Source organism: Pseudomonas sp. BYT-1 (genome assembly GCF_023611805.1).
GTDB lineage: Bacteria > Pseudomonadota > Gammaproteobacteria > Pseudomonadales > Pseudomonadaceae > Aquipseudomonas > Aquipseudomonas guariconensis.
Genome location: NZ_CP072559.1, coordinates 194,342 through 216,145, shown reverse-complemented (window position 1 = coordinate 216,145; position 21,804 = coordinate 194,342). Strand labels below are relative to the sequence as shown.

At 61.7% G+C, this 21,804-nt stretch carries 14 protein-coding genes and 2 pseudogenes; 6 read left to right on the top strand and 10 right to left on the bottom strand.

The window, feature by feature from the left end; genetic code table 11:
- Positions 1-7 precede the first annotated feature (7 nt).
- The 3 genes and pseudogenes from bcsC to J5X93_RS01005 form a co-directional block, all read right to left on the bottom strand.
- On the bottom strand, positions 8-3,529 hold the full coding sequence (gene bcsC / locus J5X93_RS01015; protein ID WP_197852737.1) for a cellulose synthase complex outer membrane protein BcsC: 3,522 nt from the start codon (positions 3,527-3,529) through the stop codon (positions 8-10).
- Complete coding sequence (gene bcsZ, locus J5X93_RS01010) at positions 3,517-4,626, bottom strand: cellulose synthase complex periplasmic endoglucanase BcsZ (protein ID WP_102081388.1); 1,110 nt, start codon at positions 4,624-4,626, stop codon at positions 3,517-3,519. Before bcsZ ends, bcsC begins: the two co-directional genes overlap by 13 nt.
- Positions 4,627-4,628: 2 nt before the next feature.
- Positions 4,629-6,047 (bottom strand): annotated as a pseudogene (locus J5X93_RS01005) (cellulose biosynthesis cyclic di-GMP-binding regulatory protein BcsB); the annotation flags it as partial.
- Positions 6,048-6,146: 99 nt separating this feature from the next.
- On the opposite strand from J5X93_RS01005, the gene J5X93_RS01000 reads away from it, so the two are divergent.
- The gene (locus J5X93_RS01000) at positions 6,147-7,448 is read left to right on the top strand and encodes an ISL3-like element IS1411 family transposase (RefSeq protein WP_011920678.1); all 1,302 of its coding nucleotides are present in this window, start codon (positions 6,147-6,149) and stop codon (positions 7,446-7,448) included.
- 5 nt (positions 7,449-7,453) lie between these two features.
- Here the strand turns inward: J5X93_RS01000 and J5X93_RS00995 are convergent.
- The 7 genes and pseudogenes from J5X93_RS00995 to bcsE all read right to left on the bottom strand — a co-directional run.
- Positions 7,454-8,335 (bottom strand): annotated as a pseudogene (locus J5X93_RS00995) (cellulose biosynthesis cyclic di-GMP-binding regulatory protein BcsB); the annotation flags it as partial.
- Positions 8,332-10,944 carry a UDP-forming cellulose synthase catalytic subunit gene (gene bcsA / locus J5X93_RS00990; RefSeq protein WP_090343507.1) on the bottom strand — a complete coding sequence of 871 codons (2,613 nt, stop codon included), beginning with the start codon at positions 10,942-10,944 and terminating at the stop codon, positions 8,332-8,334. The pseudogene J5X93_RS00995 and the gene bcsA, both read right to left, overlap by 4 nt.
- Positions 10,941-11,648 (bottom strand): cellulose biosynthesis protein BcsQ, encoded by a 708-nt coding sequence (bcsQ, locus tag J5X93_RS00985; protein WP_090343510.1) that lies wholly within the window; start codon positions 11,646-11,648, stop codon positions 10,941-10,943. The genes bcsA and bcsQ overlap by 4 nt, the downstream gene beginning before the upstream one ends.
- Entirely contained in the window at positions 11,645-11,863 is a 219-nt protein-coding gene (bcsR, locus tag J5X93_RS00980) for a cellulose biosynthesis protein BcsR (RefSeq protein WP_090343513.1), read from the bottom strand. The genes bcsQ and bcsR overlap by 4 nt, the downstream gene beginning before the upstream one ends.
- Positions 11,860-13,470 (bottom strand): cellulose biosynthesis protein BcsG, encoded by a 1,611-nt coding sequence (gene bcsG, locus J5X93_RS00975; RefSeq protein WP_182942118.1) that lies wholly within the window; start codon positions 13,468-13,470, stop codon positions 11,860-11,862. Before bcsG ends, bcsR begins: the two co-directional genes overlap by 4 nt.
- Positions 13,463-13,636, bottom strand: coding sequence for a cellulose biosynthesis protein BcsF (bcsF, locus tag J5X93_RS00970; RefSeq protein WP_090343520.1), 174 nt, complete (start codon positions 13,634-13,636; stop codon positions 13,463-13,465). The genes bcsG and bcsF overlap by 8 nt, the downstream gene beginning before the upstream one ends.
- Entirely contained in the window at positions 13,633-15,123 is a 1,491-nt protein-coding gene (bcsE, locus tag J5X93_RS00965) for a cellulose biosynthesis protein BcsE (RefSeq protein WP_043212170.1), read from the bottom strand. Before bcsE ends, bcsF begins: the two co-directional genes overlap by 4 nt.
- Positions 15,124-15,665: 542 nt before the next feature.
- Here bcsE and J5X93_RS00960 point away from each other — a divergent pair.
- The 5 genes from J5X93_RS00960 to J5X93_RS00940 all read left to right on the top strand — a co-directional run bounded on the left by J5X93_RS00960 (position 15,666) and on the right by J5X93_RS00940 (position 21,793).
- Positions 15,666-16,358, top strand: a complete 693-nt coding sequence (locus tag J5X93_RS00960; protein WP_250034280.1) for a GntR family transcriptional regulator — start codon at positions 15,666-15,668, stop codon at positions 16,356-16,358.
- A gap of 116 nt (positions 16,359-16,474) precedes the next feature.
- Positions 16,475-16,975 (top strand): sigma-70 family RNA polymerase sigma factor, encoded by a 501-nt coding sequence (locus J5X93_RS00955; protein WP_043212089.1) that lies wholly within the window; start codon positions 16,475-16,477, stop codon positions 16,973-16,975.
- A complete protein-coding gene (locus J5X93_RS00950) occupies positions 16,959-17,939 on the top strand; it encodes a FecR domain-containing protein (RefSeq protein WP_284048327.1) in 981 nt (326 codons plus the stop codon). The genes J5X93_RS00955 and J5X93_RS00950 overlap by 17 nt, the downstream gene beginning before the upstream one ends.
- A 103-nt stretch (positions 17,940-18,042) precedes the next feature.
- Positions 18,043-20,529 (top strand): TonB-dependent siderophore receptor, encoded by a 2,487-nt coding sequence (locus tag J5X93_RS00945; RefSeq protein ID WP_491999311.1) that lies wholly within the window; start codon positions 18,043-18,045, stop codon positions 20,527-20,529.
- 82 nt (positions 20,530-20,611) lie between these two features.
- On the top strand, positions 20,612-21,793 hold the full coding sequence (locus J5X93_RS00940) for a PepSY-associated TM helix domain-containing protein (RefSeq protein ID WP_250034279.1): 1,182 nt from the start codon (positions 20,612-20,614) through the stop codon (positions 21,791-21,793).
- Positions 21,794-21,804 lie beyond the last annotated feature (11 nt).

The following is a 21,804-nucleotide window of genomic DNA, read 5'->3' as shown; positions in this document are numbered from 1 at the left end:
CCAGGCCTCAACGCCACTCGCTGTAGGGCTCCAGCGGTTCCACCGGCAATAGCAGGTTGCCGCGCCAGGGCTCGAACAGATATCGAACGTAGAGCATGGCACTGCTCGGCGCATAGTCATCGCTGTGCTGCCAGTCGAAGCCCCCGCCCAAGGCCCAGTGGTCGCTCAGGCGGCGCTCGAACAAGCCTCTGAGGTGATAACCCACGCCGTTGCTGGTACTGCCCTCGCTGATATCGCCGAGGTTCGAGCTTTCGAGATCATAGCGATTGATCATCTTGTCGTTCAGCGATTGGTTGGGATAGCGCGGACGGCTACCACTCTTAGCCTGGGACCAGCTGACCGAGGTTTCCAGCAATACCGACCAATCGTAGTTGCGCCAGGCATAGCTGAACGGCACGCCGATGGAGTTGTAGCGCTCCGGGCTGTAGTAGCCGCCCTGGCCCAGATAGTAATCGCCCAAATCCTTGTCATGCCGCCAGTGCATCACGGTCAGGCCGATACGCATGCGCTCGTCAGCCCGCTCCAGCAGACGGTAGTAGTAACCCGCCATGGCTCGGGTACGTTGGTTGTCGGTGACATTCTCACCATACAGCCAATGATGACCGAGGCTGGCCCATACACCATCGTCGCCGCCCTGGTCCCAGCTCAGCCCGAGCGTTGCGCCGTTAGCGGTGACCCCGCCCCAACGCACGCCCGTGCGCGGGTCCTTGGCACCACCAAACGAAAGCAGCGAATTGCTCATCGGCCGCCGTGAGGCGGTCAGCGACCAGCCAAGCTCTCCCAGGTCGCCATTGACCGTTGCACCGCCTAGCCAGTTGTTGACCTCGAAGCCATCGGTAGTGCCGAGGTCGGCAGCCCAGCGCTCCCCTTCCCAGCCCAGCGCCATGATCCGGCCATTGGCCGTCTGCGACCCGCCAGGACAACCGGCCGGCAACGGATTACCCGAACGGGTGGTACCGCTGACTTGGCATGTGCCGAACGCCTCGGTGTGCTGGCCATCTTCAAGGTCGAAACTACCAGCATCCAGGCCAATCCTTTCCAAACGCACGAACGCCTTGCCATCTTGCAACGGCATGTCGGCATGCAACAGGGTGGACTGGGTCTTGAGCTCCGAAATCCCAGCGGTGCCGTCGTCATTGCGCCAGCCATAGTCATGCATCAACGTGATGCTGGGGTTCTGCTGACGGTACAACTCATCAACGTCGCTGCGTAGGCTGCGCGCCAGCCAGTCGTCCTCGTCCTTGGCACGGCTCGCATAGGTCAGCGCCCGATCATCACGCGGTTCCACCGCACGGCGCTCGAGCAGGTCGGCATCGGCCATCGCCGCGGCGTAAAGATCCAGTGCTCGTTGCGGGTCCTGCTGCACTGCCAATCGCGCAGCATCTCGACGCAATAGCGGATCAGGCTGGGCTTGCTCGGCCACCAGACGGTCTAGCAGCGACGCCGCCTGCGCCCGGTCGCCCACTGCCAGCCAGGCATTAGCCAGACGCCGCTGTGCGTCGATCTGCCCGGGCGGGAACTGGGGCGCACGCCGCTCCAGGGCCTGGCGTGCTCGGGGCAGGTTGCCTTCGGCTATCCAGCCCTCGATCAACCCAAGGCGGGCCTCAGGTTGCTCCGGCTGGCGCTCCAGCACGCGTTCGAAGTACGTTCGGGCTGTGCTGTGATCCCCCCGGGTCGCCGCCCAGTCCGCGAGCATCAGTAGGTCATCGGTGTCGCCTTCGCCGCGGGCAATCCCGGCCTCGAGCAGTGCGCTTGCCTCGGCTTCGCGCCCCTGGTCGCGCAACTGTCGCGCTTGAGCCAGAGTGACACGGCGCCGCGCGCGCTTTTCAAGGGCATGCATGTCGTCGGTCCATGCACCTTTGGGGACACCGGCAAGGCTATCCAGTGCCAAGGCATCACGGTCAGTGGACTCCAGGAACAGGCCATGGGCATAGCGCGCTTGCGGGTCGGTCGGATGCCGTTGCAACAGCTTGGCAAAGGCGGCATCGGCCTCGCCGATACGCCCTTGCTGACGAAGGCTGCCGGCGAGTTGGTAAACCAGCCAGGGTTCATCTGGCGCCAACTCGACTGCCCGCTTCAGCGCTGGGCTTGCCGCTGCCCAGTCCTGCCGCTGCACGGCTGCATCGGCTTCGCTGCGCAATTGCTCCAGTTCCAGGCTGCGGCGCAGGCTGGCGAACATTGCCTGTTGCCGAGGTGGCAGGCCGTTAAGGTAGGCACGCGCCTTGTCGGGTGATTGTGCTTGGTAGATCCGCATCAGGCCGCGCACAGCACTCTCGTTGTCCGGCGCCATGCGCCGAACCTGAAGGTACAACCGCTCAGCAGTGGCCGGATCGCCCTCGGCGACCGCCACGTCGGCCAAGCCAAGCACGGCGAATTCATCCTGGGGCCGCTGCTGACGCGCCTGTTGATAGATCGCACGGGCGGTGGAAATATCGCGCCGTTCCAGCGCCTGGTCGGCTTTCTTCAATTGCATCCAGTAATGGCTGGACGACTCCAGATCCTTCCACTGACTGATCCAATAGGTGTCCTGCTCCTTGGTGGCAGCCAGACGAAACGCGGCGTTGGCGTCCTCGAAACGGCTCTGGCGCATCAACGCATAACCCAAGGCGCCGTGCAGGCTGGCATCGTCGGGGTATTGGCGCAAGGCACGGCGCAACTGGGCCTCAGCCTCGGCGTTACGCCCTTGGTCGAGCAACTGCTTGCCACGCTGACCGGCCTGCCAAGCGGGATCGGCGATCAATTGACGTTGCTGGGCAAGGGTCTGGTTGGCCTGGGGCAACAGCGGTGATGCCGGATAGCGTTGGACGAAAGCTTTCCAGGCCGCCACGCTGGCAGCGCCCACGGGCTGCCCAGAGAGATAGTCGAATTCACGCTGCGCAGCAGAATCGCGTGCGCCTGGATCACGTGAGAGCAATTCGAGCAGGGCCAGCGCCTCGGGATCTCGTTTCTCAGCAAACAGCAGCCCCACCAGGGTCTGGCGCAGCCCAGCATTCCCTGGGTACTGCCGATCCAGAGCCTGCAATTGCTCGATCGCTTCGCGCCGCTGGCCAGGCAAGGCGCTGCGCACACGCCAGTAGTCCAGCGCCAGCTCCAGACTGGGCGGCTCACCCGCGAACAACTGATCGTAAATCTCCAGCGCCTCCTGATTGCGCCCGGTCACTGCGAACAGGCGTGCCTGTTGTAGGCGCCGGGTTGCCTCCGGCTGCTGCAACTCGATCAGACGCTTGGCCTTGTGCTCCTGGACGCTACCGGGCGCCTCCTGGCTAATGCGCGCCATGAGCTGGGTGACCTGGTCCTGATCACGCTCGCGCAGGGCCAGGCGCAACGAAGCGAACAGCACCTCGGCGTCGCGCGGCTCAAGCAGGCGCAAGCGACCCAGCGCATCGCGAACCAGATCATCGCGGTGCAAAGCCTCGCCCATGCGGATCTGCTCCAGCAGCCATTGGCGTTGCTCGCTGCGGTCAGTCGGTTGCGCGGCAACCTGGCTGCAAAGCCCTGTGAGCAGCACGATGCTAATCAATCGGTACATGACGTACTCCAGGCCGGCAACAAGCGACCCTCCTTGTCAAAGCGATACCGCGCCTCATCCCAGCCCTGGCCGAACAACGCCAACATCTGGCTGTAGTACGCACGAGGCTCTATCGGATGATCCTTTATTCGCTGGCGCTGGGCGCGCAGCCCTTCGTCGGCATTCGGTGTCACGGCCAGCAATGGCAGCAGTGCGGCCGAGAAACCACCTGGTCCGCCACCACGAGCCTGGCCACTACGGGCGTCTACGGTTTCCGGCGGCTGTCCCTTTTGTGTCGTCAGCATGGCCATCGGCGCGAAATGCTGGAGTAGTTCAACCCGTTGGGCAGCGTCCTTGGCAAGCATGCCTACCCACAGATAGACACGAATGGCGTCATAGTCGCCGGCACTCCCATGTTGCGGGTCGGGCTCGATCTTGCCGGTGGGCGTCCATAGCAGCCAGTCGGGCGCAAAGCCTTTGGGAGAGGCATCGCGCAGCAGCCGACGGGTGTTGCCCGCAAGCTCGCCCCACAGGGGGTCGACCAGGGCGAAGCGGTCCAGCAGTTGCGGTGGCAGATAGCTCGGGTTAAGGCGCCAGCCTCGGGCATCGTCAAAACCGTAGTCCGCCGGCAGCAGCATGATGCCCAGGCCAGGCAGTTTGCGCAGGGTTTGAGCGCTGATGCGCCATAGCAGGTGCTGACCCAGCTGGGTATAGCTGGGTTCGTTCCACAAACGCCCCGCCTCAAGCAGGCTGTAGGCGATCCAAAGGTCAGCGTCGCTGGCATTGTTGGGGTCGAGTACCTGCCACTTGCCCTTGGCGTCACGCCCCCACAACCAGGCCGGCAAATGGCTCGAGAGGTCTCCTTCGGCCAGGTTGTTGCTGGTCCAGCGCAGCAGTTGAGCGAAGGTTGCCCGGTCATTGGCCACTAAGGCGAAGAACAGCCCATAGCTCTGCCCTTCGGAGGTGGTAATCAGGCGCTCATCACTGGGGTCCAGCACGCGTCCGTCCACACTCACCAGCTCTGTGCGCAAACGCTCCCAGGCCGGCCAAGGACAGTTTGGCGCTGCGCCCGCGATTGCGGGCAGGCTCAGCGCCAGCATCAGCACAAACCGCCACATGATCAGTCAGCCTCACCCAGCCGGCGTCGGGCAGCCCAACGCAGCGCGCGCCACAGCAGGAAGGCGAACAACAGCACGCTGATGGTGGCAAGGACCGCGAGCAATAACGGCTGCTCGGACAGGTGGAACCACAACAGCAGCCACCAGGGCAACTGGCCGACAAAATAATGCTCGCCCACGAACTGGCTGCTCACCCCGCTGGATCGCACCAGGGTGACCGAGCCGGCTACCGCATCGAGCTTGCCGGTATCGCCGAGCGCCTCACGCAGCAGCGCATAGTCGGCATCGGTATTGCCCAGCAAGGCGACCACGCTGCGCTGCTCGTGGAAGGGAGACTTGAGCCCTGTGATCGCGCCGATCGGCGCCTGGGCACTGATTGCCACATGGCTGCTGGCCGGCACGGGCGATGTGTCGAACCGGTGGCGACCGGGCATGTTTGTGGAGCGTCCTTGCGCCAGCCAGTCGCGCTGGGCGTTGAGCAGCAGGCCAAGGTTGCGCTCCTGGGCCAGCTCCTGGGGCAATGTGCCGATAACCAGCAGGTCGGCATCCGCCGAGGCCGCTTGCTTCCAGTCGTCGATCAGGCGAATCCCTAAGGCCGGGTAGCCGACTTGACCGGCAATGCTACCTACCACATCGAGCAGAATACCCACCTGCATCGGCGTCGGTTTGGCGGGTACCAAGACCTGGGTTTCGGACAGATCTGCCATGCGGCTGAACGGGAAACCGCTGCGGGCAAAGGCACGCAGGTCCGGCATGGCGATGTAGTGGTGGTACCCCGAAAGGTCGATGGTGGAGTTCTCGTCGATGGCCGCGCGAACGTCCACCGGCAAAGAGGTCTGGCACTGATCACGCTGGGAGCTGCCGAGCTTGCTGGCGAAGCTGAAGTCGAAACGCAGGCGGTTGCGGTCGCCGATCTTCAGCGCCGGCACCAATGCCTGCTCGCTCAATGCCGTGCTATCGCTGGATAGCACGCTCAGGCGCAGCTCTTCGAGCGTGCCGCCACGACGATCATTGCCTACCAAGGGCATGCTGGTGATGTACTGATCGTTGACACTGATGGTCAAGCGCGATTCGTCCGTGACCGCTGGCGGCGTATAGCGGTACAGCGTGCGCAGCGGAATGCCTTGGTTGCGCCAAACGAACAGGTCTGGCGGCAGGTTCACATCGAGGATGATCGCGTTCGGTTGCAAGCCGCTGACCTGCAACTGCTGCGGGTAATCGAGCAACTCGGCGAAACGTACCGGACGGTCGGTGCGGGTCCAGTTCGGCGCATCGTATGGCTTGCGAGGCTGCAGATCGCTCATCTGCTCGATCTTCACTCGGTCGCCACGGAACAGGTTGTTGCCCACCGCCAATGCCGAGGCAGCCTTGACCAGGTCCTCGTCGTTGCGGCCCAGCACCAGCAGCAGTTTGCTGGCTCTTCGCATTTAAGGGTGTAGAAAAAATCTGACCGGCTGGAAAAGGAGTCGAGGATCTTAGAAAATGTAAGCTCTCACACCAACAAAAACTAAGCCCCCGACGTGAACAATCTTACCTTTTCTAGCCCTGATCTTTCCAGCTTTTGCCAACTGAATAACCTCGGCCTGACTGCCACTGGACAACATCTTTGTGCAGAGCGCGCCGTCATCGAATGTCGTTTAACCAAAGCACCCGAGCCATGCCCCAAGTGCGGGGCTGCTGGTGTTTCACGCGGTACTGTCGATAGGCATCTTGCTCACACACCTTACGGACAACGACCAACCAGATTGCTGCTGCGTATCCGTCGCTGGCGTTGTGCTTGCGGCTGTTTCTGGCATGAAGATACAAACAGTGCAGCACCTCCACGTTCAAAGCTTTCATATGGGGCGATACGCTGGGCATTAGCTGCCATCGTGCTGGATCATCTGTCGGTATCTCGTGTTGCGAGCCAGCTTGATGTTGCATGGCACACCGCTAATAATGCCATTATCAACGAAGGACGGCGCCTGCTTTTTAATGACTCGACACGTTTTGACGGTGTGACCGTGCTGGGCGTGGATGAGCATGTTTGGCGACATACACGCTGTGGTGACAAGTACGTCACCATCGTGGTTGACCTTACGCCCGTGCGTAACAAAAACGGGCCGGCCCGCTTGCTCGATGTGCTGGAAGGCCGCTCCAAACAAGCCTTTAAGCAATGGCTACAGAGTCGCCCCAAATCGTGGCGTGACCAGATCGAAAGCATTGCCATGGACGGTTTTACGGGGTTTAAATCTGCAGCGCAAGAAGCCCTGCCTCAAGCCCAAACCGTGCTGGATCCTTTCCATGTCGTGCGCTGGGCAAGCAACATGCTGGATGAATGCCGCCGGCGTGTGCAACACGACATCCTGGGCCGCAGAGGGCGTAAAAATGACCCGCTCTACAAAAGCCGTCGAACGCTACTGACTCGGATCAGCTACCTGTCTGACGCCAACAAAAAGCAACTGTTCCAGCTGTTTGCAGATGAGCACCACCTCGAAGTGGATTGCACCTGGAGCATGTACCAACGGGTGGTCAGCGCCTACAACGAGCCGGATCGAAAACGTGGTAAAAAACTCATGGAAGAGGTCATAAATATCATTACAGCCAGCGACTTGCCCAAAGCGCTCATCGAGGTGAAAGGCTTGGGGGAAACGCTGAAAAAATACGCTGAGAGCATCCTTGCCTACTTCGACCGGCCAGGAACCAGCAACGGTCCAACAGAAGCTATCAACGGGCGACTTGAGCACTTACGAGGTACCGCCTTGGGCTTTAGAAATTTAACCAATTACATAGCCAGGTGCTTGCTGAAGTCAGGAGGGTTTAGAAATCAGCTACACCCTTAAATGCGAAGAGCCAGTTTGCTCCAACGATCGCTTGGATGGTCGATCAGTTGCACCACCGGGCCGTCCACCCGCGGGAACTTCTCGTAGTCGGCCAGAAATGCCGGACGACGCTCGTTGCTGGCAAAGACGATCGCCGGCTTTGGCTTGTCGCCTGCCGCCGGCAGGCTGTCGAAGAGCACCGGGAAGGTCGCCTTGCGCCAGCCCGCCTGGCTGCCGAAATAGGACGCGAGAATCGTGGCGGCACGTTGCTCCCCCAGCGTCGGGCTCGCGGCGAAGACCACCGGCAGGTCAACCTTGCCGGTATCGCGCGCGTCGAAGAACGGCAACGGGAAGAAGGCCAGGTCGTTTTCCATCGCCAGGGCCTGCTCGCGCAGATGAACCTCGCTCTTGCGATTGAGGTTCAGCCAAAGGCCGCTGTGCGCGGGGTCTTCACAGACGTCGGCGTAGTGCCCGACGAACTCCAGACGCACCCGGTTGAAGTCACTGATCAGCTTGGGATCGAGCGGCAGCTGACGCTGGACGCGCTGGCCAAGCTGGTCCTTTTCCACCGGCAACACGCCCATCAGCTCATCATTGAGGTAGACGCGCAGGTGCGACAGGGTCGGCAGCAGCGCCGGCGATGGCGTGTAGTCCAGCTGCAGGACCGCCTCGGTGGCGAGGCGGTCGCGCCGCAGGCCGAATTCGATCTGCTCGCTGTTGCGCACACCGAGCAACAGGGTGTCGGCAGGATGCCCGAGCTGCTCGAACGTTCTCGCCACGGGCCAGTTGGGTACCACCGGCTCGGCAACGGCCTCGGGGGTGGACGGGGTGGTGTCGGCGGTGGCCTGGAACACGCAGGCGAGCAGCGCCATCGCCAGGCCCCAGGTACGTGCGGGGTAACGAGTCATGATGCGTCTCGGGTTGAAAGATTCGTGGAAGGGAGAGGCCGCGGGGTGCGCGGCATGAAGGTGGCCAGCCAGCGCGCCAGCACGACCAGAGGTCGTACCGGCCCCAACAGCCGCACCGGAACGTACTCGAGCAGTCGCAGGTAGCCGACGCCACCCAGCTTCAGCACATCGACCAGGCTTTGCAGCGGGCGGTCGTGCTGATGCGCCTCCTGCCAGGCCAGCCAAGCGTCGGCACGGGCGAAGGTGCAGTGCACCAGGTCGATGCGTTGCTGTGTGTCCAGTTCATCGAAGGTCAGGCCGAGGTGGCGCCCAACCCGGCGGGTGATTCGTGCATCGAAGGCGAACTCACGCTCCCCTCGGCTGAGCAGCAGACGCACCCGGCCACCGGTCTTCGGTGCCAGGCCGTCACCCAGCTCAAGGCCGATACCGCTGTCCGAATAGTCCACCAGGGTGCACGGATAGGCGTGACCGTTCTCAAGAACCAGCGCAGCCGGCAGGTGCATCTGCACCCGGTGCGCACGTCGAACCTGGCGCACCTCGGCGGCCACAGCGGTCGCAGCACCGATGATCAACAGGTTGTAGGTCACCCAGAGCGAACTGACGATGACCGTGCCGATCTCTTCGGTTGGGCCGGTGAACAGGCGCCAGACCGCGAAGCCGAGCCCGACGAAATTGAGCACCGCCAACAACAAATAAGGCTGGGCGATGCGCCAGTCGAACTGGCTCTCCTCCATCAACCCGCCTTTGGCGGTGACGTTGAACTTGCCCTTCTTCGGCGCGAACAGGGCCACCGTGGTGGGCCGTGCGATGTACCACGCCAGCACGGTCTCGTAGACCTCACCCCAGAAGGTGCGCCGGTATTTGCCCTGCATGCGCGAGTTGGTCAGGCTGGCGTGGATCATGTGCGGCAGTACGTAGAGCAGGATCATCAGCGCCGGTGCATAGATGATGTAGGCATGCAGCAGCAGGAACGCCAACGGCGCGGTCAGGAACACCAGACGCGGCAGGCCGGCCAGGAAGTGCAGCATGGCATTGGCATAGCACACCCGCTGGAACAGGCTCAGGCCACGACCGAACAAGGGGTTGTCGGTGCGGAAGATCTGTACCATCCCGCGCGCCCAACGAATTCGCTGGCCGATGTGCGCCGACAGGCTCTCGGTAGCCAGACCAGCTGCCTGCGGCAGGCGCAGGTAGGCGGAGTTCCAGCCATGGCGGTGCAGGCGCAAGGCGGTATGGGCGTCTTCGGTCACGGTCTCCACGGCGAACCCGCCGATGTCTTCCAGGGCGGTGCGTCGCAACACGGCACAGGAGCCGCAAAAGAACGCCGCGTTCCACATGTCGTTGCCGTCCTGGATCAGGCCGTAGAACAACTCGCCTTCGTTGGGGCGGTTGCGGAAGGTGCCCAGGTTGCGCTCGAACGGGTCAGGCGAGAAGAAATGGTGAGGCGTCTGCACCAGCGCCAGGCGTGGGTCCTTGAGGAACCAACCCACTGTCATCTGCAGGAAGGAGCGCACCGGCACATGGTCGCAGTCGAAGATCGCGATCAGCTCGCCGTCGGTGACACCCAGGGCGTGATTCAGGTTGCCAGCCTTGGCGTGCTTGTTGTCGGGACGGATGATGTAACCAACACCCATTTCCTCAGCAAAGGCGCGGAAGTTATCGCGGCGGCCATCGTCGAGCAGGTAGATGCGCAGACGCTCGCGCGGCCAGTCCAGGCCCAGCGCCGCGAGCACAGTGGTACGCACCACCGAGAGGTCCTCGTTGTAGGTGGGGATCATCAGGTCCACGGTCGGCCACTCGGTAAGCTGCTCCGGCAGGTTCGCCGGCTTGCGCTCCAGTGGCCAGCAGGTCTGGATATAACCCAGGATCAGCACGAACCAGGAGTAGGTCTCGGCAATCAGCAGGGTCAGCCCGCACACCAGGTCCAACGTATCGTTCCAGTTGAGCGTGGAGGTGTAGCGCCACCACAGGTAACGGCAGGAAATGATCGTCGAGAGGATGATCAACATCAGGGTCGGGAAGCGACCGGGCATGTGGCGCACCAGCATGGCGATGCCCCACAGCAGCAGAATGAACATCAGCTGGGCCAGGTAGCCGAATGGCTCGGTCACGCACAGCAGCGCCAGTGCAAGGGCGCACACCGTGAGCACAAAGTAGAACGCGCGCCGGGCACCTTTGCTCAGGCCCCGCAGCTGTTGGGCGGCGTTACGCTGCCAAGTGCTGGTGCGCACCTGGCTGGGCACCCGCCGCAACTTCTCGACCATGTGCAAGCGAAGGCGACGCAGGCGTTGCAGCAGGGCGGCCCCGGCGTCAAACAGGGCGCGGCAGCCGCGGGCCAGCGCGGACGGTTTGCGCGGTTGCGGCTCGTGTCGGATCAACAACCACGCACCTTGGATCAGCAAGCGCAGTGGGTCGCCCAAGGTCGGCGGTTTGCCGGCCACTTGCGGGAACAGCCGCCGCCGATCAGCCAGCAGCGCTTGCCAGGCCGGGGACTCCAGACGCAGCAGAAGGAAGGCCAGCCAGGTGCCCAGGGTGAACACCAGCGCAGTCAGGCGCGCCGCACCTAGGTGGGAGTAGTAGTGGTAGGCATTGGCCGGCGACAGTTTCACGATCGACGCCTCGTCAGGCAGCGCACAGCTAGGCTCTGTACGTCACGGGAGGCCAGGCTCTGGGGGGCGTAGTGGCCGACCGGAGCCTTGCAGGCCAGCGCCTCGACGAATGCCTCGTCGCGATGTATCACCTGCAGAGGAAGGCGGTTGTGGTAAAGCCTGCGCCAGACCATCAGCACATCGCTCTGCAAGCGACTGGCCGCGTCGAAACGGTTGATAAGCAGCAGATCGAAGCGCTCCGGCGCCTGGCGCTCCAGCAAAATGTGGCTGGTCATTTCAGCTTCTGCGACCAGTACACGTACATCGACCTCCACTTCACGCAAGGCGCCCGAAGATGGCAAATCGAATAGCACCCAGTCGAAGTGCCGGACCAACTGCGCCTGGCGGGCACTCCAGATCCCAGGGTTGAATGTCCCGCTCAGCTCGGCCAGGGCCGGTTCGTCAAGCTCGCCGAAGGGCATCACGCATAAGCCGTCGAACACTTCGAATACCTGATCGCCGAACGGGCGACCGTCCCGTTCGGCGTTCGCCCAACCGTCGCATCCAACCAGCGGCAGATTGAAGTGCAGGCCCAACAGGTTGTTCGAGCATAAGTCGACCAGCAGCACCCGCTCACCCAGTTCCCGCAGGGCATGCCCCAACGCGGCGAGCACGGAGCTACGCCCCAGGCCGCCACGCAGCCCATGCAGCGCAAGGCTGGTCATCGCGCGGTAGCCTTGGGCGCTGGAGCTATCTCATGGGCGAGGTCACTCATGGACTTCGCACAGCTTTCTCCCAGCAAGGGCCAGCGCCGCAGCGCCTCGCGCACCCCCACCATCAACGAGATGTCCTGGTAGTTCAGTTCGGGCATATCCAGATGCTGACGCAACCGGGCGATGTCATCACTGCGATCAGCGGGATCTGCTTTCCTTGTCATCAGTTGCTCTCCTTCGGGATCGGTTGCCAGTTCGGCTGGCCTTGCAGACGCATGTAGCTGGTGCCTTGGAAATCCATTACCTGGGCGCCGGACGTTTCAGCGACATGTTCGGTGGTGGGCAAATCTTTCAGCACACCAGGCAAATCCAGGACCTGGCCGGCTCCCTGGTTGGCATAGACGCGCGATACCAGTTCGGACAGGGCCAGGTAGCTGGTGGGCGCCGAGACATGCAGAGGCTCGCGCCGGCCTGGTTGATCCATGCCGATGAACTTGAGCCCTACCGGCACATGGGTGATCGATGGCGTAGGGATCTCGCGCATGCCGGGCAGCTGCATGCGGTCGCCGTGCAGCGCCGCGCCGTGCTCCGGTACGATCGCCACGACGACTCGGCGACCGCTGCGTTGCAGTTCATCCAGGAATTTGCCCAGGTCATCGAACAGACGCGTCGCGCGGGTGTTGTAGTCCGCCATACGGGTTCCCCCATCAGCAGTCACTATGCGATTGCCGTCATGCAGGCTGATGGTGTTGTAGAACAGCGAGACATGCGCTGCTCCCGACGCCTGGCGGCGCCCCCACCAGCCTTGCAGCACCTCCAGATCACTGGCGATAGGCGAGCCATCGAAACCGACCAGCGAGCGGCGGAAGTCGGTGCTGGACAGGCTCGGCTGCGGCATGTGCTGGGTAGTGATGTCACCCAGGAAGTTATCGAAGTGCCCACTGTGGTTGAGCAATGTCTCACGCTCGAAGCCCAGCCGGGCGAGGTTATCGAACAACAGGCACTGATCGGGTGCCGGCTTGTAGAGCATTTCATGCGAGGGCTGGCCACAGCTGGCCCGCAACACGCGGATCGCGGCCGGGCCACTGTACGAGGTAGCCGAGTTGAACTGGTCGAAGATCACGTCCAGGCGCGAGAACAGTGGGTTTTCATGCAGGCCGACAGCGGTGAGGTCATCCCAGGCCAGGGAGCAGACGTTGATCACCAACAAATCGAAAGGTTGCTCATCGGGCTTGACCACCGGGAAGGCGGTGACCCGCTGGCGCTCGCGGTCGAAGAAGCTATCCAGCTTGGCATTGAGCGTGGCATCGTCTGCTGCCACGGCAGCTGCCTCCTGCGTAGCAACGTCGGTCACGACCTGGCGCGAGGTGACCGGCGTGATCGACGGCAATCCGCTTGCGGCCAGCCACAGCAGTCCGACCACACTCAGGGTGCTCAGGCGCAACCAGTGTCTTAGGTAGAAGTAGCCCACCACCGTCAACAACAAGGCGCCCACCAAGTACCAATTGATGAAGCGGCCCAGCAGTTCCAGCATGTAGTCAGGCGTGAAATCGAGCACACCGGGCTGCGCGAGCAGACGCTCGAATGGCGGCAGCCAGGTGTCCTGATAAAACAAAGCGACGCCGATCGGCACAGCCACCAGTTGCCGCACGACACGTAACCAGCGCCCTGGCAGTGGCACCATCAGGAAGGCTGCGAACAGCAGGTTGGGCAACGGCTGGAAGTCCAGCAGCCCCGCGGCGAGCATGACGAACTTCGCCAGGAAATACAGGTTCCAGGCGCCCAGGCCCGGCCAACGGGACAGTGGGTGGGCAATGACCATCGAGTTACTCATGCTTCTCCCCACGTCGACGCACGCCCGCAGCTTTCATGTGACGTGGCGGCAAACGGTGTTTCAACCAGCTCTGCACCCAGGTTTTCAGGCGCAGCAGAGCGAACGCCAGGATCAGCGTGCCAAGCGCACTGATGCCGATGACTTGCAGCAGTTGCTCGAAATTCATGCCTTGCCTCGTCGTGGCAGCGATATGGGCCTTGGCTGCAATACGGCACGGACCTTGGACATCGGCACGCTGGCCGCATCGGCAACCGGTGCCACCGGCTGCGTCTCATCCATGAATGCCGGCGCACCGAGGCTTTCAGGCGTGACAAGCAGTTCCCGGCCGATGAACAGCTCCCGCCAGGACAATTGGAAAATGTGGTCCAGCGCTTGCTCGACGCCTTCGGCGCGGCAAGCGAAGAGGAACAGGTACAGCATGTCGTCGACCACGCAGGCGATATCCCCGTCGCGGCGGAAGATACTGCGTGAACACGCTTGCAAGGAGGACAGACCAGGGGCGGGACGCAGCACCAGTAGCTGGTGGACGATTTCCCCGTTGCGCATGCCCTGCCACATCTGCAGCACGGCATCGGCGAAGGCGCGCGGTGAGACCAGGCCCGATATCGGCAGCGGCCGCAGGCGAGCCAGCAACGCATCGAAGTCAGCCGGCAGCCGACGGCGCCAGGTGTAGCCCTGGATGCTGTCGACCTGAGTCAGGAAGCGTGAAAGGCTGGCGCCGAAAGGCACGATCAAGCTGGCACCACAGGCCAGCAGCAATTGCTCGTCCTGATAGCGAAGCGTTGGTGCCATTTCGCGCACCACCAGTTTCAGGGCGTTGCCCCGCAACAGGCGCAGGGTGTGCAGTTGCCGCGCGAGAACGTCCAGGCGCTGCCCGCCGTCCATGGGGAAGATCACCGTGGCGGACACCGCCACACCAGCCCTGGCACCCAGTTCGCTGATGCTATCGAACAATTGCCAGTGCTCGGAGAAGGCCGGCGCGCCTTCCAGCACCTGTCGCTGGGCCAGGAACAGAAGCTCGTCGCCGCCGGTCTCGGCCAGCGGTTGAGGACGGCCTGCAAGCACGAAACCACCGGTGTGACGCGTCAGTTCGATATCTTCGGTGCCAACGACACCCAGCGCGTTGCGCCAATAATGCAACAGGTAACGTACCCCACCCTGGCCACGATAGAGCTGGGCCAACCCATCGAGATCCTGATTGCACCTACGCAGTTGCTCGAGCAGCCAGACGCTCTGCCCTTCGCTGACCATCAACAGGACGCTGCCCGCATCACGAAGGCTGTCGGCCATCTCGCGACACCAACTCCCTATATCGCTGTCCTCCCAATCCGTCGCCGATACCCGGACCACGATCACGCGACCAGTCGGGTCGATGCGTGGCAGGTCTTGGGCAAGATGGCGTGCGGCATGAGGCTGGGCTTGGTACAAGGCGAGTTGCCCCGGTCCACGGTCCGGAGCAAGCCCATCGACGATTTCGCGCACCCCCTGCGCACTGTCGATCAGCGTCGCTTTGGCATCGCCTGTCATTGCCTCGATGACCTGGCGGCAAATCGCGCTGGCATCTTCGGCCGTGTCACAGGCCACCCAGTACAGTCCTTGGGTGTGGAACTGGCAGTGCTCGGCACTCAGGCCGGGAATGGCCAAAGAAGGAATGATTTTCGCCAAAACTATGACTCTGTAATTCAGGACCGACGTTTTACCGATAGATGCCGCACATCCATTTGTCGGAGATCAAAAATATCGGTGCACTTTGTCAGAACGCAAAGCGTCAAAAAAACATCAGATCAAAGAGCACAGCTTAGCAGGCGTCAATTGTACAGCACTCCCGCAGAATAGTGTCAATTCGCTGGTCGGTATCTTCACAGACTCAAACCAGCACGCCTGTTCCAGACAGCCTAGACGCCGATTCACAGGAAACAAGTTTCATTGCGCCCCTGTGACGATCATCACAAAACTATTGGAGTCGCCCCGCGCAAACGCTTGCGCATCATGCCTTGTAAAGCTTCGAAAATCCTCGGACGGTGCGGATTTATCGCTGCATGAAGTAGCGCTTCCCTTACTACGGGACTTCCTTCACGATAGCCGTTCTTCGCGCCATGCCAGTCGGCTCAGCGCCTGTTATCGCGTTGGTTTGACACCCCCTTCGCTGCTTTCTAGTGTTATTGGATCCAATTTCTATCAAGGCAGACGTCCACGTGGCCGAAAAACCCCGACTTCTGAAAACTGTTCTGGGCGGCGAACAGGTGCCAGCGCATCTGGCACGCAGCGTGATCGAAGAGCGTCTGCGCAGCGCCATTGTCGACGGCCGCCTGCCACCTGGGACCGCCCTGCGGCAGCAGGAGATCGCCACATTGTTCGGCGTCAGCCGCATGCCCGTGCGCGAAGCCCTACGCCAGCTGGAAGCGCAGTCCCTGCTGCAAGTGTTGATGCACAAGGGCGCCGTGGTTGCCCCACTGATCGGCGAGGATGCGGTCGATACTTATGAATTGCGAGTCATGCTCGAGTCCGAGGCGCTACGCCAGTCGGTTCCCCTGCTCGAACCAGAAGACATCGCCCTGGCACGCGGCTATATCCAGCAGTTGGAGCACGAAACCCGCCATGCCGACATCGGCCGTCTCAACCGCTTGCTGCATATGACGCTCTACAGCAAGGCGCGCAACCAGAAGCTGCTGCGCATGATCGAGGTCGAGCTCAACGAGGAAGAACGCTTCCTGCGTTTTCACCTGTCCTCGATGGGCCTGGGCAAGCTGACTCAGGACGATCACATTGCGTTGGTCGATGCCGCCAGCGCAAAGCAGGTGGACGAAGCCGTCAGCGTACTGGAGCGGCACCTGAACAACGCATCGCGCACCATTCGCAACTATCTGGACAGCCAGGCAACACGCTAAAACCTGCAGGTAGGGCCCGCACGACGAGCCCACCGCTCAAGGCAGTTGCAAAATAATTCCAGCCCGCTAACAATGAGACTTATTATCATTAATACCTAACAGCACAGCGCGCCTCCATGTCTTTCAGAGATTCCGTGCATACGCTCTACAGCCATCATCACGGCTGGCTGCACAATTGGTTGCGCAGCAAGCTGGGCAATGCCGCCGATGCCGCAGACCTCGCCCATGACACCTTCGTGCGTCTGCTGCAACGCGATCACCTGGAACTCAACGCCCCGCGCGCCTTTCTGCGCACGGTAGCGCGTGGCTTGGTGATTGATCACTGGCGACGCGAAGAGGTTGAACGAGCCTACCTCGAAGCGCTGGCCAACCTACCGCTGGCCGAAGCGCCCTCGGCCGAAACCCGCGAACTGATGCTGGAACTGCTCGAGCGCATTGCGCGCATGCTCGACGGCCTCAAGCCCAAGGTCCGCCGCGCCTTCCTGCTCGCCCAATGCGAAGGACTGAGCCACAAGGCAGTCGCCGAACAAATGGGTATCTCCCTGCGCTCTGTCGAACGTTATGTGGCGGACGCGCTGTATCACTGCTACCAGCTGCGTTATGACGATGAGCCATGAGCCGATAGGCGTCTGCCCGCCTTCGCCCAAGGTAGTCAAACAAGCCATCCAGTGGCTCCTGCGCCTGCGTGAAAGTGGCCATACCCCTGCGCTGCAGCTGCAATGCGAACAATGGCGCAGCGCCGATCATGCGCATGAAGTGGCCTGGCAGCGTGTCGTGAGCCTGCACCAGGATCTGGACCTGCGTGCCATGGCGGGCGTCAACGTCGCCCTTCAGACCCTCGAAACCAGCCAACGCCGCTTGAACCGACGCCAGGCACTCAAGCTGTTAGGCGGGCTCGCCCTGGTCGGTACGGCTGCCTGGCTGGGCAAGGATCAACAGGCACTGAGCAGTTGGGCCTCGGACTACGCCACAGGCACAGGCGAACGCCGAAGCATTGCGCTTGAGGACGGCTCATTGCTGCAGCTCAACACCCGCAGCGCCGTGAATTTGGCTTTCGACGAACGCCAGCGGCTCATCCAGCTGCGCCAGGGCGAACTCATGCTCACATGCAATGACGCACAGCGCCCCTTGTTGATCCAGACTCGTGACGCCCTCCTCGAAGATTTCGGTGGCCAGGTCGTGGTGCGTCAGGACGCCGATTGCACACGCATCAGCGTCAGGCAGGGCAAGGTAGCCCTGCACCGGCCCGATGGCGCGCCGTTGCAGTGGATCACCCCTGGCCAGTCCTGGCGCGTGGATGCCCTCGGGCCGCGACCGATCGAACGACAGCCGATGGACGCCAGCGCTTGGGCCGAGGGGCTGATTGTCACCCGCGACATGCGTCTGGCCGACTTCCTGGGGGAGGTGAGCCGCTATCGCCATGGCTACCTGGGATGCACTGAGGACATCGCCGACCTACGGCTGTCTGGCGTGTTCCGCCTGGAGGACACCGACAAACTGCTGCAATTGTTGCCGCAGACGCTACCGGTATTCGTTCGTCAACGCACCCGCTGGTGGGTCCGCCTGGAACGGCTGGCCTGATTTTTTCATTTTCCTGCAGGTTTTTCTGGCGGGTTTTTCTCACAAGTCCGGCTAGGACAGTAAGCGACTCCTTCAGCCCTTACCGAACCCACGGACCTTTTCCATGCCAGATGCCTTGCCTCAACTAAGCACCGTCGATAAGAATGATTTTCGACCTGTCTTGAATTGCGTTTTTCTCGGCCGAGCCATACGCGCAGCCCTGCTCGGCACGACCCTCGGTTTCTTGGGCGTTGCTCCACATGTCCTGGCCGCCGATCCGGTGGGTATGAGCCAGCCGTACTCGATCCCCGCCGGAAATCTGGATGACGTGCTCAACCAGTTCGCCCGCCAGGCGGGCATTACCTTGTCGAGCACCCCGCAGATGACAGGTAAGCTGCAATCGCCTGGCTTACGGGGCCAGTACGCCATCGACCAGGCCCTGCGCCAGTTACTCAATGGCACTGGGCTGGAAGCCGTCAGCCAGGACGCAAGCAGCTATGTGCTGCGCGCGCAGCCTGAGGATGCTGCGCTGTCGTTGCCAAGCACCGACATCCGCAGCTTCACCCTGGGCAATGCCTTGGGCAGCATGGAAGGCTACAACGCCACTCATAGCCAAGTGGCCACCAAGACCAGCATGCCGATCCTGGAAACCACCCAGTCGGTCTCGGTGGTCACTCGCCAGCAGATGGACGACCAGGGCTCCCAGACCGTCGCCCAGGCCATGCGTTACACCCCTGGCGTCTTGACCAACCCCTACGGCGCGACCCATCGCTACGACTACGTAGCCATGCGCGGCTTCAACGACGGGTCTGTGGATAACATCTACGTAGACGGCCTGAAATCCATGGGCGATAACGGCACCTACAGCACCATGCAGGTGGATCCGTACTTCCTCGAGCGCATCGACATCCTCAAAGGGCCCTCCTCCGTGCTGTATGGCCGCAGCTCGCCAGGCGGGCTGGTGGCACTGACCACCAAGAAGCCACTGTTCGATCCTTATCATCAGATCCAGGCCACAGTTGGCACCCAGGGCCAACGTGGCATGGGTTTCGACTTCAGCGGCCCGCTGGATGACGACAAACGCATCGCCTATCGCCTGACTGGTCTTGCGGACGCTTCGGACACTCAATTCGATCACAACAAGGAAGAACGCTACGCAATCGCACCTGCGGTCAGCATCGACTTTAGCGAAGACACATCACTGACCTTGCAGGCCTACCTGCAGCACGACCCCAATGGCGGTTATCACGGCGGCAACCCGGCCGATGGCATGCTGCACCCTCGCAACGGCCTGCGTTTGTCCGACCACTTCTTCGAGGGCGAACCGGACATCGACGATTACGAGCGCACCCAGCAGTCGTTCAGCTACCAATTCGAACATCGCTTCAATGATGTCTTCACCGCACGTCAGAACTTCCGCTATCAAGATTCGGATGTGTCGATGGACCAGGTCTATTCGGCTGGCTGGGCGGATGCCACCAGCAACATCCTCAACCGCGCCTATACCGGCGGCGACGAACGCCTGCATTCGTTTATCGTCGATAACATGCTCCAGGCGGAATTCTTCACAGGCGCTGCTAAACACACCGTTTTGCTCGGCGCCGACTATCAGCGGCGCAAGGCCGATGTGACCTGGCGCTACGGCACTGTCGATCCGTTGGATGCCGATAACCCGCACTATGGCAACGGCAACCTTCAGGTCCTCGGCGAAAACAACTACCTGCGGCGTCTGCAGCAAACCGGCGTGTACCTACAGGATCTGGTCGAACTGGACCAATGGCGCTTCTCCCTGGGCCTGCGTCAGGACTGGGTCAAGGTATCGGAGGAGAACCGCGACACCGATACCAAGGTCAACGACGACCGTTCCAAGTTCACCACCCGTGCGGGTGTGCTGTACCTGTTCGAAAACGGCGTTGCGCCTTACGTGAGCTACTCCGAGTCGTTCAACCCCAACACCGTATCCGACCAGAACGGCCGTCCGCTCGCGCCGACCGAAGGCACGCAGTGGGAGACCGGTATCAAGTACCAACCGCCCGGCACGGACAACTTGTTCACGGCCTCGGTGTTCCGCATCGAGCAAGAGAACCTGGCCTCCAAGCAACCGAACGAAGAGTTCTATCGTGCGGTGGGCGAGGTTCGCTCCCAGGGCCTGGAGCTGGAAGCTCATGTGCAGGTGACCGACAGTTTCAAGCTGATCGGGGGTTATACCTACACCGACATCGAATACACCAAATCGATGCCGAGCTTGGTGACCCCAGGCCTGGACAATAAAGGCCGTTCGCCGACCCAGGCGCCGGAACAGATGTATTCGCTGTGGGCCGACTACAACTTCCTCCAAGGCCCGCTTGATGGCCTGCGCCTGGGTGGCGGCGTGCGTTATGTGGGTTATAGCTGGGTCGATGCGGAAAACAGCATGAAGGTTCCCTCCTATACCTTGTTCGACGCCTCGGTCGGTTATGACCTGGGCAAGGTCGGGCTCAAGGGAATGGATGTGCGACTCAACGCCAATAACCTGACCAACGAATCCTACGTCGCGTCTTGTGCGAGCCTGAACTACTGCTACATGGGCGAAGAACGCAATGTCAGTGCCACGGTCAGCTATCAGTTCTGACTCGTTCCTTTCCATGCTCGAAGCCAGCTCCTGACCCAGGTGCTGGCTTTTTCGTTTCCGGCGCTTTCCTGGAGGCCTGTAAATGCGTCAACTCTATGTCCTGTTGCACCGCTACCTTGGCCTGGCCACGGCAGCGTTTCTGGCCGTCGCCGGCCTGACTGGCAGCGTGCTGGCCTTCCATCACGAACTCGACGAATGGCTCAACCCAGGTTTCTACGAAGCTTCGGCCACCGGGGCGCTGCAACAACCCGGCACGCTTGTGGACAAGTTGCAGACCCAGTATCCGCGGCTGCAAGTCTGGTACATGGAATATCCACAGGAGGCGGGGCACTCCGCGCTGCTGGCGATGGTTCCACGCAACGATCCACAGTCCGGCAAGCCCTATGACGAGAAGAACACCGTGTTCTATCTCGATCCGGTCAGCGGTGAGACTTTGGGCCAGCGCTACTGGGGCGAATGCTGCTTCTCACGCGAGAACTTCATGCCGTTCATGCTGGAGCTACATTACAGCCTGACTCTGCCGGGCAATTGGGGGATTGTGCTGATGGGTGTGGTGGCGATCCTCTGGGTCGTGGATTGCCTCATCGCTGTATTACTCACCCTGCCCCGCGGCCGGCCGTTCTGCCGCAAATGGAGCACCGCCTGGAAGATCAAGGGCGGGCACGCGTATCGACTGAACATGGATATCCACAGAGCCAGCGGCTTATGGCTGTGGCTACTACTGTTGCCCATTGCCATCAGCAGTGTGGCGATGAACCTGCCGGCCCAGGTCTTCAAACCCGCCATTTCGTTGTTTTCACCCGTTGAGCCGAGTGTCTACGAAGCCCGGGGCGTCATGCCCATGGAAGCCCTGGGTGTGACACAGCTTACCTACCAACAGGCGTATCAACGCGCGCAGGAGGAAGGCGCAAGGCTTGGACTGAGCGCACCGATCGGTGAGCTCTATTACAGCTTCGAGTACAACTTTTATGGCGCGGGGTTTGGCCAGCACGATACACAAACCCATGGTAAGTCCTGGCTGTTCTTTCACGGCACCGATGGCCAGCTAATAGGGCAGGAAATTGCCGGAGAAGGCACGCTGGGTGAGCAGTTCTATCGTTTGCAGCTTCCCATTCATGGGGGGCGCATCATCGGAGTCGCGGGGCAGGTGCTGATTGCGATTTTAGGGGTGGTGATCGCAGTGTTATCGATCACAGGGGTGTACATCTGGTGGCGCAAGCTACAGGCACGACGTAGCGGTAAGGTGCGCAGAACAGCAGTGTGACAGCCGGAAAA